Genomic DNA, 14,289 nt, shown 5'->3' with positions numbered 1-14,289 from the left:
CTCCAAATCAAGAGACTCGCGCGGGCGGCTGACAGGTGTCAAGGCCCCAATCCCCGCCGGGGAAACACCCGCGAAACACCCGGGAGGGCCGGAAGGGGGCGTCGACGCAGGTGGAGAGCGCTCTCCACGCACTGGCCCCGTTGACCGAAACACCTGCTTTGACCTGCAGTAAGGCCAGATCTGACGCCGGGCGGCCCGCCGTCGGGTTGTCAAGAGCCGGCGCTGAAGAGGCCCTGAAACTGCAGGCCGTTACCGCGATGTCATGAAACGTAATGAAATTTCGTCGTTTCCTTGACCCTGCGGAAAACGCGTCCATAGCCTCGCAGAAGGGCGTCGTGGGAGCGCTCCCAAATCAGTCGGCGGGGGCGCGGATTCGTGCTGTCCGCGAGAGCGGGACGCGGACGGCCACCGGCCGGTCGCGGCTCACGCTGCGAATCGGCCCCGAAGAGGGCCTCGACGAATCCGGAGCATCTGTTGACCAGTCTCTCCCCGGCCAAACAGGCACTTCTCGCTCGCCGGCTCCAGCGCCGGACCGTCTCGGAGACCATCGCGCCCCGCTCTCCCGAGGTCGTCCCGCCGCTGTCGCACGCGCAGGAGCGCCTGTGGTTCCTGGAGCAGTACCGGTCGGGGACGACGGCGTACACGGTGCCCTACACGACCCGCCTCACCGGCGCCCTCGACGCGACGGCCTTCGCGGCGGCGGTGACGGAGGTGTCGCGCCGGCACGAGAGCCTCCGCATGCGTTTCCTCGCCTCGGACGACGGCCTGCCGGAGGTGGTCGTCGACGCCGAGCCCTCCACCGAGTTCTCCTTCGTGGAGGCCGCCTCGGAGGAGGCCGCCCGGGAGCTGATCACCGCCACGCTGGTCCGCCCCTTCGACCTGTCGGCCGGGGGGCTGCTCCGCGTCCTGCTGATCCGCCTGGCCGCCGACGACCACGTCCTGCTGATGGCCGCCCACCACGCGGTCACCGACGGCTGGTCGGCCGAGATCCTGCTGCGCGAGCTGCTGACCCTGCACGGGGGCGGCGCCCTCGACCCGCTGCCGATCCAGTACGGCGACTACGCCCTGTGGGAACGCACCCGCGACCACACCCGCGACCTCGCCTACTGGCGCGACCGGCTCACCGGGGTGCCGCCGCTGGAGCTGCCGCTCGACTTCCCCCGCCCGGCCGAGCAGACCACCTCCGGCCGCGGCCACCGCTTCCACGTCGACCTCGACCTCCTGTCCCGGTTCGCCGACCAGGGGGTGACGCCCTACATGGTCATGCTGGCCGCGCTCCAGCTCACCCTCGGCCGGTGGTCGGGGCAGCACGACTTCGCCGTCGGCTCGCCGGTCAGCGGACGCCCGCTGGCCGAGCTGGAACCCCTCGCCGGCATGTTCGTCAACACCCTCGCGATGCGGGCCGACCTGTCGGGCGACCCCACCTTCGGGGAGTTCCTGCTCCGGATCCGCGACTCCTGCCTGGACGCGTACGCGCACCAGGAGGTGCCGTTCGACAAGCTGGTCGGCGAGCTGAAGGTGGAGCGCGACGTCAGCCGGTCGGCGGTGTTCCAGGTGCTGCTGGCGCTGCAGAACTACGGGCCCCGGGAGGACCACGGGCTGGCCGTCTCGGCCTTCCACCCCGACGTCACGGTCAGCCGCTTCGACCTGGCCTGCTACCTCTGGGACGGCGACGGCCTGGTCATCTACAACCCCGACCTGTTCCGGCCGGAGACCGTCGCCCGGCTGACCGACTCGCTGACGACCGTCCTGCGCGCCGCGCCCGAGACGCCGTTGTCGCAGGTGGCGTGGGTGCCCGACGCCGACGACGTGCTGGCCCTCGGGGTCGCGGCCCCGGCCCGGCCGCTGCCCGTCCGGTTGCTGCACGAGCTGCCGCCCGTGACCGGCGACCCGGCCGTGGTGTTCGGGGGCGAGGTGGTGACGTACCGGGAACTGGACCGGCGCGCCAACCACCTGGCCCACCGGCTGCGGGCGTCGGGGGTGCGCCCCGGCGACCGGGTGGCCGTCTGCCTGGAGCAGTCGGCCGGGGTGGCCGCCGCCCTGCTGGGCGTCCTCAAGGCGGGCGCGGCCTACGTGCCCCTCGACCCGGAGCAGCCGGACGACCGGCTGGCCTACCTGATCGGCGACTCGGGGGCCCGGGTGTCGGTCACCGAACGCCCGCTGCCCGGCGGCACCGTCGAACTCGGCCTGGAACCGGGCGAGGCGGCCGATCCGCCCGACTCCGGGGTGACCCCCGACGACCTCGCGTACGTGATCTACACCTCCGGCACGACCGGCCGCCCGAAGGGCGTGGCGGTGCAGCACCGGGAGGTGCTGACCTACCTGTCCGGCGTGCGGGAGCGGTTCGGGATCGAGGACGGGAAGGTGTTCGCCCTCCCCCAGTCGCTCGCCTTCGACTTCGGGGTGACGATCTTCTACCTGTCGCTGATGACGGGCGGCACCCTGCACCTGATCCCGCCGAAGTCGACCGACCCGTGGCCGGTCCGCCCCGATTATCTGAAGATGACCCCCTCCCACCTGGCGGCCCTCGACGTCGAGCTCCCGAAGGAACTGCTCATCCTCGGCGGCGAGGCCTCGACCGTCGGCTGGGCCTCCGAGCTGGCCGGGCGGTGCCGGGTGGTCAACCACTATGGCCCCACCGAGGCCACGGTCGGCGTGACCACCTTCGAGGTCGAGCCGGGCCAGGCCGGTCAGGCCACGCTGCCGATCGGCCGGCCGCTGCCGGGGGCGCGGGTCTACGTCCTGGACGAGCACATGCGGCCCGTGCCGGCCGGGGTGACCGGTGAGATCTACCTGGGCGGCGACCGGCTCGCCCGCGGCTACCTCGGCAAGCCCGCCCTCACCGCCGAGAAGTTCCTTCCCGACCCCTACGGGCCGCCCGGTTCCCGCGTCTACCGGACCGGCGACCTCGGGCGCTGGACCAACGACGGGGTGCTGCAGTTCCTCGGCCGCCGCGACCTCCAGGTCAAGATCCGGGGCTACCGGGTCGAGCTGAGCGAGGTCGAGACGGTGCTCGCCGAGCATCCCGCCGTCGCGCAGGCGGTGGTGGAGCTGCGCGACCAGCGGCTGGTCGCCTATCTGGTCGGCGACGAGATCCCGGCCCCCGACGTGCGTGCCTGGGCGAAGGAGCGGCTGCCCGACTACATGGTCCCGGCCCGGTGGGTGTGGCTGGAGGCCCTGCCGCTCAAGGCGCACGGCAAGGTCGACCGCGCGGCCCTGCCGTCGGCCGACGAGCCGGTGCTGACCGGCCTGGTCGCGCCCGCGACGGAGGCCGAGGAGACCATCGCCGCGATCTGGGCGGCGGTGCTCGGGCTGGAACGGGTCGGGGTGACCGACGACTTCTTCGACCTCGGCGGCCACTCGCTGCTCGCCATGCAGGTGGTGGCCCGCATGCGCAAGGCCGGTCATCCGGTCACGCTGATGCGGCTGTTCACCCACCCGACCGTGCGCGAGCTGGCCCGGTCGGATTCCGGCTCCGGCGGCCTGCTCCACCGGCTGACCCCCGAGCGCACGGTGACGGCCTCCCTCGTCTGCGCCCCCTACGGCGGCGGCAGCGCCGTCGTCTTCAAGCCGCTGGCCGACGCGATGCCGGCCGACTGGGCGCTGCACTCGATCGCCGTCCCCGGCAACGAGCTGGGCGAGGAGCCGCGCCCGGCCGAGGAGGTCGCCGACCAGGTCGCCGCCGAGATCCTGGCCACCGTCGAGGGCCGGGTCGTCCTGTACGGCCACTGCGGAGCGGGCACCACCCTCGTCGCGGCCATCGCCCGCCGTCTGGAGGCGGCCGGCCGTCCGGCCGAGGCCGTCTACCTGGGCGGCGTCTTCCCGTTCACGCGGCCCCGGGGCCTGTTCGCCCGGGTGGGCGAGTGGCTGGAGGACCACGGCAGCGACCAGTCGCGCATCAACGGCCTGGTGGCCTCGGGCCTGGACGTGGCCGAGTTCGAGCAGGCCGAGCTCGAACTCATCGTCCGCAACCGGCGGCGCGGCACCCGCGAGGCGGAACGGTACTTCGCCCGGCTCTTCGAGGAGGGCGCGGAGCCGCTGTCGGCCCCGGTGATCGCGGTGGCCGGGGAGCGCGACCCCGTCATGGAGTTCTACCAGGAGCGCTACCGCGAGTGGCACTGCCTCTCGCGGGTCACGGCCTGTGTGGTGCTGGACGAGGCGGCGCACTACTTCGTGAAGTACCGGGCCGAGGAGCTGGCCACGATCGTGACCACCGTCCACCGGGAGCTGGCGGAAGACGCGGCCGGTGACGTGCTGCCCGCGAAGGGGACGGGCACGTGGTGGGTCGAGGGCGTCTCCCGGACGGACAGCCCCGTCCCGGACGCCGGGCTGCCCGGATCGGCCGGTCCCCCGCCGAGCATGCGGCGGTTCCTCGTGCTCGCCGCCGGTCAGCTCGTCTCGATGACCGGGTCGGCGCTGACCGAGTTCGCCATCCCGCTCTGGATCTACCTGGAGACCGGCTCGCTGGCGAACTTCGCGCTGTTCTCGGTGCTGGGCCTGGTGCCGGGGCTGCTCGCCGCGCCGCTCGCCGGGGCGGTGGTCGACCGGTTCAACCGGCGGGCGGTGCTGCTGTGCGCCGACCTGGCGGCCGGGGGCACCCAGCTCGGGCTGGGCCTCCTCGTCTGGACCGGAACGATACAGATCTGGCATGTCTACCCGCTGCTCGTGGGGCTCTCGGTCGCGCTCACCTTCCAGCGGGTCGCCTACGCGTCGGCGATCCCCCAGCTCGTGCCCAAGCGGTACCTCGGGCACGCCAACGGGGTCGTCGGGATGGCGACCGGGGTCGCGCAGCTCGTGGTCCCGCTGGTCGCCGCCGGGCTGCTCGCGGTGGTCGGGCTGGGCGGGATCCTGGTCATCGACGTGGTCAGCTACGCGGTCGCGATCGTCGTGCTGGCCGCGATCAGGTTCCCGCGCACCCTGCCGTGGAAGCGGCGGGAGACCGTGGTCAAGGAGATGGCCGAGGGGTTCCGCTACACCTGGGGGCACCTGGGCATCCGGCGGATGTTGTTGTTCTTCGCATTCGTGAACCTGTTCATGTCGCCGCTGTTCCTGCTGGTCTCGCCGCTGGTGCTGAGCTTCGCCGACACGGCCGACGTGGGCCGGGTGGCGTTCTTCGGCGGGCTCGGGGTGTTCCTCGGCGGGCTCGCCATGACGTTCTGGGGCGGTCCGCGAAGGCTCCGGCTGCGCGGCCAGCTCCTCGCCACGCTCTCGCTGTCGGCGTTCGCGCTGGTCGTCGGGGTGCGCGAGGACCTCGTCGTGATCGCGGCCGGCGTCTTCGGGATGTTCGCCTCGCTCACCGTGCTGAACGGCATCTACAACACGATCATCCAGGTCAAGGTTCCCCAGCGGTTCCACGGCCGGGTCTTCGCACTCAACCAGCTTGTGGCCTTTTCGACACTCCCTATCGGCTATGGGCTCATCGCCCCTTACGGAACGGCGCTGTTCGAGCCGCTGATGGCCGCGGACGGCCCGCTGACCAGTACGGTCGGCATGATCATCGGAACCGGGGAGGGGCGTGGGATCGCTCTCATGTACGTCCTGTTCGCCCTGGTCATGGCGGCCACGGTCGCCGTCGGGACCCGGATGCGGCGGTTGTGGAACTTCGACCTGGAGGTTCCGGACGCCATCCCCGACGATGTCATCGGGTTCGCAGCGCTTGATGCGAAAGCGGGACGCGGACGGCCGGAGGCCGGCCGTGTCCCGCGCTGTGAATCCGCCTCAGGGAACAGGCACAGCACGGAGGAAAAGTGAACGAAGAGCGGGTCATGCGGCTCTGGAGCGAGATCCTCGGGGTTCCGGTCACGTCACCGGACGAGGACTTCTTCGACCTCGGCGGTCAGTCGCTCGCGATGGTGCAGTTCTTAGCCCGGGTGGAGAGCGAGTTCGGGGTGGTACTGCCGGTCGAGGTGCTGTTCGCGGGCGACCTGACCGCGTCCGGGGCGGCACGGGCCATCCAGGAGATCCTCGACGAGGAGGGCGAGGACGTCGAGGCGCTGCTCGCCGAGGTCGACGCCCTGCCGACGGGCGAGATCAAGGCGCTCCTGGGAGACCGCACGTGGCGCGAGTGATCATGTCCACGCACGGCAGCCATGGTGACGTGCTGCCGTTCGTGGCCCTCGGCCGGGCGCTGCGCGAGCGCGGCCACGAGGTCGAGCTGCTCACCCACGGCCCCTTCCGGGACCTGGCCGAGGGGGCCGGCCTGGAGTTCACCGCGATCGACACGCGGGAGGCGTACGAGGCGAACCTGGCGGACACTCCCCCGCTGCTGGGCGCCGGCCTCGGGCGCTGGCGCGACTACTACGAGGCCAACGGGCTGTTCGAGCAGATCGTGTTCGAGATCCGGCACACGATGGAACGATACGTTCCCGGCGAGACGATCCTGGTGGGACGGCACACCACGGCCATCTCCACCCTGTTCGCGGCCGAGGCGCTCGACGCCCCGGCGGCCTGGGTCGCGGTGACGCCGATCCAGTACATGTCCGAGCGCGGCATCGCGCACACCTACGCGCGGACGATGGCCGACCGCCTCGACGCCATCCGCGCGGGCAACGGGCTGCCGCCCGTCAAGGACTGGGCGGCGTGGTTCGCCTCGGCCCATCTCGACGTGGCGCTCTGGCCCTCGTGGTTCGACCGGGCGGGCACTCCCGCGCCGAAGCGGGTGCGCCTGACCGGCGCGCCGCTCGGCGACTCGGCCGGCGACCACGAGCTGCCGCCGGAGGCCGGGGAACTGCTCGACCAGGACGCCGTCCTGGTCACCGGCGGGACCGGCCGGATGTTGCACCAGCGGTTCTACGAGGTCGCCGTGGAGGCCTGCCGGGCGGTCGGGCGGCCCGCGCTGCTGGCCGTGCGGCACCGCGACCTGGTGCCCGCGACGCTGCCCGACGGGATGCGCTGGTTCCCCGGCCTGCCGTTCGAGCGGGTCGTGCCGCGGGTGGGGGCGATCCTGCACCACGGCGGGATCGGCACCCTGATCAGGGCGGCCACCTCGGGCACCCCGCAGGTCGTCCTGGCCCACGGCTTCGACCGGGCCGAGAACGGCGCCCGCGTCGCGGCGGCCGGGCTCGGGTCGTGGTTGCCCGAGCAGCGCTGGTCGCCCGAGGAGGCGGCGGCGCTGCTGAAGGCCGCGCTGACCGGCCCGCGTGTCCGGGTGCCCGCCGACGGCGGGCTCGGCGCGGCGGCCGAGGCGATCGAGGGGCTGGCCGCGAACCCGGCCCCCTATTCGGCCAGACATCTACTCACCCGGGAGGAGCGCCTGGCGCTCGCCCGCCGACTGCGCTCAGGAGAGACGGCATGACCCCGGCCCAGTTACGCGCCTGGTTCCTCCAGCAGTTCGACCCCGAGGACGCCGCCTTCAACCTGCACCGGGTCCGGCTGCTGACCGGGCGGCTCGACCCCGCCGCGCTTGCAGGGGCGGTGACGGCGCTGGCCCGGCGGCACGAGACGCTGCGGACCCGCTTCCCCGCCGTCGACGGGCGGCCGGTGCTGGTCGTCGAACCGGCCGCGCCGGTCGAGGTGGAGTGGCTGCGCGCCTCGTCCACCGAGGAGGCGGAGACGCTCGTCGCCGAACGTACCAACCGGCCCTTCGACCTGGTCGCCGACCTGCCGTTCCGGGTGTCGGTGATCGGCCTGGGGCCGGAGAGCCACGTGCTGGTGCTGGTGACCCACCACATCATCGCCGACGGCTGGTCGCTGGACGTCCTCATGGACGACCTGGTGGTCTTCTACGGCGGCGGCGAACCCGACCCGCTGAAGGTCACCGCCCGGGAGCACGCCGCGCTCACGCCGGAGATCGACCCGAAGGAGCTGGAGTACTGGCGGGAGCGCCTGGCGAACCCGCCGACCCTGGAGCTGCCCTCCGACCGGCCGCGCCCGGCCGAGCGGATCGGGCACGGCGACGAGATCGCGTTCCGGCTCCCGGCGGCGCTGGTCTCCCGGCTCTCGGAGGTGGCCCGCGGCTCGCGGTGCACGCTGTTCGCGCTGCTGCTGGCCGCCTACCAGGTGCTGCTGTCGCGGCACTCCGGCCAGGACGACGTGACCGTCGGCGTGCCCGACGGCGGGCGGGACACCGAGGAGGCCCAGGCGCTGGTGGCCGGGTTGTCGGGCATGCTGGTGCTGCGCGGCGACCTGTCCGGCGACCCGCCGTTCCAGAAGTTCCTGCGGAGCACGATGGCCTCCCTGCTGGGGGCGCTGTCGCGGCGGCGGGTGCCGTTCGAGCGGCTCGTCGAGGAGCTCGACATCGGCCGCGACCTCAGCGTCACGCCGTTCTACCAGACCACGCTCACCTTGCACCCGGGCGAGCTGGAGCGCGAGCAGCACTTCTCCGGGCTGACCGCGACCCCCTTCCCGCACGGGTGGAAGTGGGTGCGCTGCGACGTCGCGGTGGACGTCTTCTGGGCCGGCGACGACAGCGGCGACCTGGTGACCGTGGTCCGCTACGACACCGACCTGTTCGACGAGCCGACCGTCGCGGCCCTGTTCGAACGCTGGCGGGTGCTGCTGCACGGCATCGCCGACGACCCGGCGCTGCCGCTCTCGCGGTTGCCCCTCATGACCGACGGCGAGCGGGAGAGGCTCGTCACCACGTGGAACGCCACCGAGCGGCCCATCCCGGCGCCGCTGCCCCGCCTGTTCGCCGACCAGGTGGCCCGCACGCCCGACGCGATCGCCTTCTCCGACGGCGAGCACGTGCTGACCTACGCCGAGCTCGACCAGGCCGCGGCCCGGATCGCGGGGCGGCTCGGCGACCGGCGCGGGTCGGTCGTCGCGGTGTGCGTCGACCGGTCGGTGCGGGTGCTGCCCGCGCTGCTCGGCGTGCTGCGGTCGGGGGCGGCCTACCTGCCGATCGACCCCGACAACCCGCCGGCCCGCATCCAGTACATGCTGGAGGACTCCGGCGCGGTGCTGGTGCTGGCCGACGAGGGGCCCGCCGAGCGGCTGCCGCCGGGCGTCGAGGTCGTCACGGTCTCCGAGGCCCTCGCCGCCGACCCGTCCGAGGGGTTCCCGCCGGGGCCGGACGACCACGCGTACACCCTCTACACCTCGGGCTCCACCGGGCGGCCCAAGGGGGTGGTGATCCGGCACTCGGCGCTGGCGAACTTCCTGGCCGGAATGGCCGACCTGCTCGGGTCGGACCCCGGGCAGGTCTGGCTGGTGCTGTCGTCGGTGTCGTTCGACATCTCGGCGCTGGAGCTCTACCTGCCGCTGATCGGCGGGGGCAGGGCGGTCATCGCCGGGCGGGACGTCGCGGTCGACGGCGCGGCGCAGATCAAGCTCATCCGGGACGCCGGGATCACCCACATCCAGTCGACGCCGTCGGGCTGGCGGGTGCTGATCGAGGCCGGGTTCTCCGACCCGGCGATCACCGGGCTGGTCGGCGGCGAGGCGCTGCCCGAGGAGCTGTCGCGCGAGCTGCGGCCGAGGCTCGGCCGCCTGGTCAACGTGTACGGCCCCACCGAAACCACCATCTGGTCCACCACCTGGGAGGTGCCCCCCGGCGGCGGGGAGCCCCGGATCGGGCGGCCGATCGCCAACACCACCTGCTACGTCGCCAACCGCGCGGGCGGCGTCGCGCCGACCTTCGTCGCCGGTGAGCTGCTCATCGGCGGGGCCGGGGTGGCCGACGGCTACCACGGCCGCCCCGAGCTGACCGCCGAACGTTTCGTCGAGTTCGAGGGCGAGCGGGTCTACCGGACCGGCGACCGGGCCCGGTGGGGCTTCGACGGGAACCTGGAGTTCCTCGGCCGGATGGACAACCAGGTCAAGGTCCGGGGGTTCCGGGTCGAACCCGGCGAGGTCGAGGCGGCGATCCTCACCTGCCCCGGGGTCGACCAGGCGGCGGTGACCGCGCGGGGCGACATCCTCGTCGGCTACATCGTCGGCGACGCCGACCTGGGCGACCTGCGCGACCACCTGGAGAAGATCCTTCCGGCGTACATGATGCCGGCGCTCTGGACCCGTCTGACCGCGATGCCGATGACCATCAGCGGCAAGGTCGACCGCAAGGCGCTGCCCGATCCGGTGGCCGAGAGCGGGGCCGCGTTCGTCGAGCCGCGCACCGACGCCGAACGCCTGGTGGCCGACATCTGGCAGGAGGTCCTCGGCCTCGAACGGGTCGGCGCGCTCGACGACTTCTTCGCCGTCGGCGGCCACTCCCTGATCGCGGTACGGGTGGCGGCCCGCATCCGCGCCATCATCGACCTCGACGTGCCGATCCGGTATCTGTTCCTCCGCCGGACGGTCGAGGAGCTGGCCAGGACCATCGAGGACCTGCTGGCCGAGGAGTTCGACGCCCTCACCGACGAGGAGGCGGCGCGGCTGGTGGATTGACAGGGCACGTCCCGGATCCCTTCAATGGAGAGCGCTCTCCAACCCACTCAGACGCGGGGGGATCTGTGGACTTCGTCCGGCTGTTGTCCGGGTCGTCGGTATGGCGGACCGCTTCGGAACCTCTCCTGGGGCTGCCCGAGCTCGTCATGTCCGACGGCCCGGTCGGGGTGCGCGGGCCCGGCTGGGACGAGCGGCGCACCTCGCTCGTCCTGCCCTCACCGACCGCCCTGGCGGCGACCTGGGACGTCGGCCTCGTCGGCGAGCTCGGCGCCCTCCTGGGCTCCGAGGCCCGCCGCAAGGGGGTCGACGTCCTGCTGGCCCCCAACCTCAACCTGCACCGTTCCCCGCTCGGGGGCCGCCACTTCGAGTGCTTCTCCGAAGACCCCCTGCTCACCGGCCTGATCGGGGCCGCCTACGTCGCCGGCGTGCAGTCGCGCGGGGTGGCGGCGACGGCCAAGCACTACGTGGGCAACGAGGCCGAGACCGAGCGGATGACCTACGACTCGCTCATCGCGGCCCGCGTGCTGCGTGAGGTCTACCTCGCGCCGTTCGAGGCGGCGGTGGCGGCCGGGGTGTGGGTGGTGATGTCGGCGTACAACCAGGTCAACGGGGCGCCGATGGCCGAGAGTCCACTGCTGCGCGACCCGCTGAAGACCGAGTGGGGCTTCGACGGGGTGGTGGTGTCCGACTGGGGTGGCGTCCGGTCGACGGTCGCCTCGGCCCTGTCGGGCCAGGACCTCGCGATGCCGGGGCCGAACGACTTCTGGGGCGACCCGTTACGCGCGGCCGTCCGCGAGGGAACGGTCCCCGAGGAGGTCGTCCACGACAAGATCGCCCGGCTGCGGTTGCTGGCCGACCGGGTCCGCGTCCTGCCTGAGGTGGCGACCGCGCCGACGCCGCACCCCGGTCGCGAAGCTCCCCGCGGAGTTCCGATGACGCTGGCCGAGCGGGTGCAGCTCACCCGGAACGGCGGGCTCGCGCCGGAGACGGCCGGATCGGAGCCGGCCGCCGGCGGGCCCGCGGGCGACCCCGCCGAACTCGCGCTGCTGCGGCGGGCGGTGGCCGACTCGTGCGTGCTGCTGAAGAACGACGGCGGGGTGCTGCCGCTGTCCACACCCCGGATCGTGGTCATCGGGGCGCACGCGGCGCGGACCCGGATCCAGGGCGGCGGGAGCGGGGGCGTCTACCCCTCGGGGGTCGTCTCCATCCTCGACGGGCTGCGGGAGGTCGCGCCCGGACTGGTCCACGTGCCGGGCGTCGACGTCCAGGCCGGGCCGTCGCCGGTCGACCGGGCGTGGGTCCGGATGCTCGGCGACGACGGCGAGGAGTTGTTCGCCGAGGACCGGCGGACCGGATGGTTGCCCGAGCCGTCGCTGGTCGAGGGCACCACGACCGTCGAGGTCAGCTCCTTCCTGCGCCCGGAGGTCTCCGGGCACTGGCGGCTCTCCGTCGCCGGCTGGGGACGCCTCACCCTGAGCGTCGACGGTCAGCGGGTGCTCGACACCCACGTGCCCTGCGACAGCGACGACCCCGCCACCGTCCACCTGAAACCGCCCTTCCGGCACGCCGTCGTCTGGCTCGAAGAGGGCGTCGAGGTGCTCGTCACGGGCACCCGGGCGATCGAGCCCCACACCGGCCGGGCCTGCGTGCTGGCCGCCGACCCGCCCCGGCCCGACGACGACGCCGCGATCCAGGCCGCCGTCGAGGCGGCCAGGAGCGCCGACGTCGCGGTCGTCGTGGTCGGCACCACCGAGGAGATCGAGAGCGAGGCGCACGACCGGACCGGCCTCGGGCTGCCCGGCCGCCAGGACGACCTCGTCAAGGCCGTCGCCGCCGCCGCGAGAACGGTCGTCGTGGTCAACTCGGGCGGGCCGGTCGCGATGCCCTGGCGCGACGAGGTCGACGCGCTGCTGCTCTGCTGGTTCCCCGGGCAGCAGGGCGGGCACGGCGTCGCCGACGTGCTGTCCGGGCGCCGCGAACCGGGCGGCAGGCTGCCGACGACCTGGAGCGACGTCCCGCTCGTCCCGGCCGCGCCGGTGCACGGGCAGGTGATCTACGCCGAGGGGCTGAACGTCGGCCATCGCGGCTGGCTGACCGCCGACCGGTCGCCCGGCTACTGGTTCGGCCACGGCCTCGGCTACACGACGTGGTCCTACGAGAGCCTCACGCCGGTCGGCGGTGGGGTCCGGGTCCGGGTCAGGAACACCGGCGAGCGGCCGGGACGGGAGGTCGTGCAGGTCTACCTGTCCAAACCGGGCTCGGGCCGGCCGCCGCGCTGGCTGGCCGGGTTCGCCGTCGTGCGCGCCGATCCGGGCGAGGCGGTCGACGTGGTCGTCGAGTTGCCCCGCAGGGCCTTCCAGCACTGGGAGGCGGGCGGGTGGCGTACCGAGGACGGGGAGTTCGTCGTGCACGCCGGACGCTCGGTGGTCGATCTGCGGCTCAAATGCGTCGCGTCCCCTTCGCCGTGAGCGTTCCCAGGAGCACGGTATGTGAACTGCGTGTTTCCGGCAGGCTCTTGACAAGGTGAGATGACACGGCCCACTCTCCTTTGGAGAGCGCTCTCCATCACCCCCCTTCCTGCCGAGGAGACGCCGTGCATCCACGAATACGCCTGAGCCTGATCGTCGCCACCATCGTGGCGACGATCACGGCCGGGCTGGCCGTCATCGCGCCCGCGATGGCCGCCGACGCCCTCATCTCCCAGAACCGGCCGGCCACCGCCTCGTCGAACGAGGGCGACGGCTACGCCGCCGGCGCCGCGTTCGACGGCAACACCGGCACCCGCTGGGCCAGCGCCTTCAGCGACCCCCAGTGGATCCAGGTCGATCTGGGCGGCAACGCCGTGATCTCCCAGGTGGTCCTCCAGTGGGAGGGCGCCTACGGGAAGTCGTTCAAGATCCAGACCTCCGCCAACGCGGGCGGGCCGTACACGGACGTCTACACCACCACGACCGGCACGGGCGGCACGCAGACGCTGAACGTCACCGGTTCGGGGCGCTACGTCCGCCTCTACGGCACCCAGCGCGGCACCGGCTACGGCTACTCGCTCTGGGAGTTCAAGATCTACGGCACGGGCGGCTCCGGCCAGCAGCCGGTCCCGAGCCCGACGTTCACCGACCCGGTCACCCACCGCGAGTTCCAGGCCAACTGCTCGCTCACCCAGCACCGCCCGGACGACCCCATCGTCTACCCGAACCTGCCGGGCGCCTCCCACATGCACACCTTCGTCGGCAACACCACGACGAACGCGTCCAGCACCTCGGCGTCGCTGCTCAACGGCTCGACGTCGTGCACCAACCCGCATGACAAGTCGGCCTACTGGTTCCCGAGCTTCTACAAGGGCGACCAGCTCATCGCCCCGATCGGCAACCAGGTCATCTACTACAAGTCCGGCATCCACGAGTACTGGCGCGTGGTGCCCTTCCCGCAGGGCCTGCGCTTCGTCGTCGGCAGCCCGACCGCCACGCTCGCCGAGTTCCGCGACTCGCCCGGACGGGTCGAGGGCTTCGAGTGCGGCGACCTGTCCTTCCAGTGGGACATCCCGGCCAACTGCCCGGCCGGAAGCCAGGTCAACGTGCGTTACCAGGCCCCGAGCTGCTGGGACGGCGTGAACCTCGACAGCGCCAACCACAAGAGCCACATGGCCTACCCGGTCGGCGGCTACTGCCCGTCGTCCCACCCGGTGGCGGTGCCGATGCTGGAATTCAAGATCGCCTTCCCGGCGAGCGGAGACCTGTCGAACGCCAGGTTGTCGAGTGGCCGCGGCTACTCGTGGCACTACGACTTCTTCAACGCCTGGGACGATCCGGCGATCCTGGCCGCGCTGGTCCGCCACTGCATCAACGGCGGGCTCCAGTGCAACCCGCGCGGCTACGACCTCTACAAACCCCATCGAGGCGCGGCGCTGACGGAGAACTTCGAACTTCCGTGACGCGCCGCTGAAAAGCTCCCGGCTCGGCGCGG

Annotated in this window: 6 protein-coding genes; all 6 read left to right on the top strand. The window is 72.6% G+C overall.

Features of this window, described 5'->3' with window-relative positions; all coding sequences use genetic code 11:
• Nucleotides 1-474 precede the first annotated feature (474 nt).
• The gene (locus tag GT755_RS07395) at nt 475-5,751 is read left to right on the top strand and encodes a non-ribosomal peptide synthetase/MFS transporter (protein ID WP_235966188.1); all 5,277 of its coding nucleotides are present in this window, start codon (nt 475-477) and stop codon (nt 5,749-5,751) included.
• Nucleotides 5,748-6,068: an acyl carrier protein gene (locus tag GT755_RS07390; protein ID WP_030454484.1), complete on the top strand. Its 321-nt coding sequence runs from the start codon at nt 5,748-5,750 to the stop codon at nt 6,066-6,068. Before GT755_RS07395 ends, GT755_RS07390 begins: the two co-directional genes overlap by 4 nt.
• The gene (locus GT755_RS07385; protein WP_161478961.1) at nt 6,056-7,294 is read left to right on the top strand and encodes a glycosyltransferase; all 1,239 of its coding nucleotides are present in this window, start codon (nt 6,056-6,058) and stop codon (nt 7,292-7,294) included. The genes GT755_RS07390 and GT755_RS07385 overlap by 13 nt, the downstream gene beginning before the upstream one ends.
• Nucleotides 7,291-10,326: a non-ribosomal peptide synthetase gene (locus GT755_RS07380; RefSeq protein ID WP_161478960.1), complete on the top strand. Its 3,036-nt coding sequence runs from the start codon at nt 7,291-7,293 to the stop codon at nt 10,324-10,326. Before GT755_RS07385 ends, GT755_RS07380 begins: the two co-directional genes overlap by 4 nt.
• 65 nt (nt 10,327-10,391) lie before the next feature.
• On the top strand, nt 10,392-12,794 hold the full coding sequence (locus GT755_RS07375) for a glycoside hydrolase family 3 C-terminal domain-containing protein (RefSeq protein WP_328794228.1): 2,403 nt from the start codon (nt 10,392-10,394) through the stop codon (nt 12,792-12,794).
• Between the two features lie 125 nt (nt 12,795-12,919).
• Nucleotides 12,920-14,257 (top strand): DUF1996 domain-containing protein, encoded by a 1,338-nt coding sequence (locus GT755_RS07370; RefSeq protein ID WP_328794227.1) that lies wholly within the window; start codon nt 12,920-12,922, stop codon nt 14,255-14,257.
• The last annotated feature ends 32 nt before the right edge of the window (nt 14,258-14,289 follow it).

Source organism: Herbidospora solisilvae, from assembly GCF_009901565.1.
In the GTDB taxonomy this organism is placed as follows: domain Bacteria; phylum Actinomycetota; class Actinomycetes; order Streptosporangiales; family Streptosporangiaceae; genus Herbidospora; species Herbidospora solisilvae.
The sequence above is the reverse complement of the archived record's forward strand: the minus strand, read 5'-3'. Positions and strand labels throughout refer to the sequence as shown.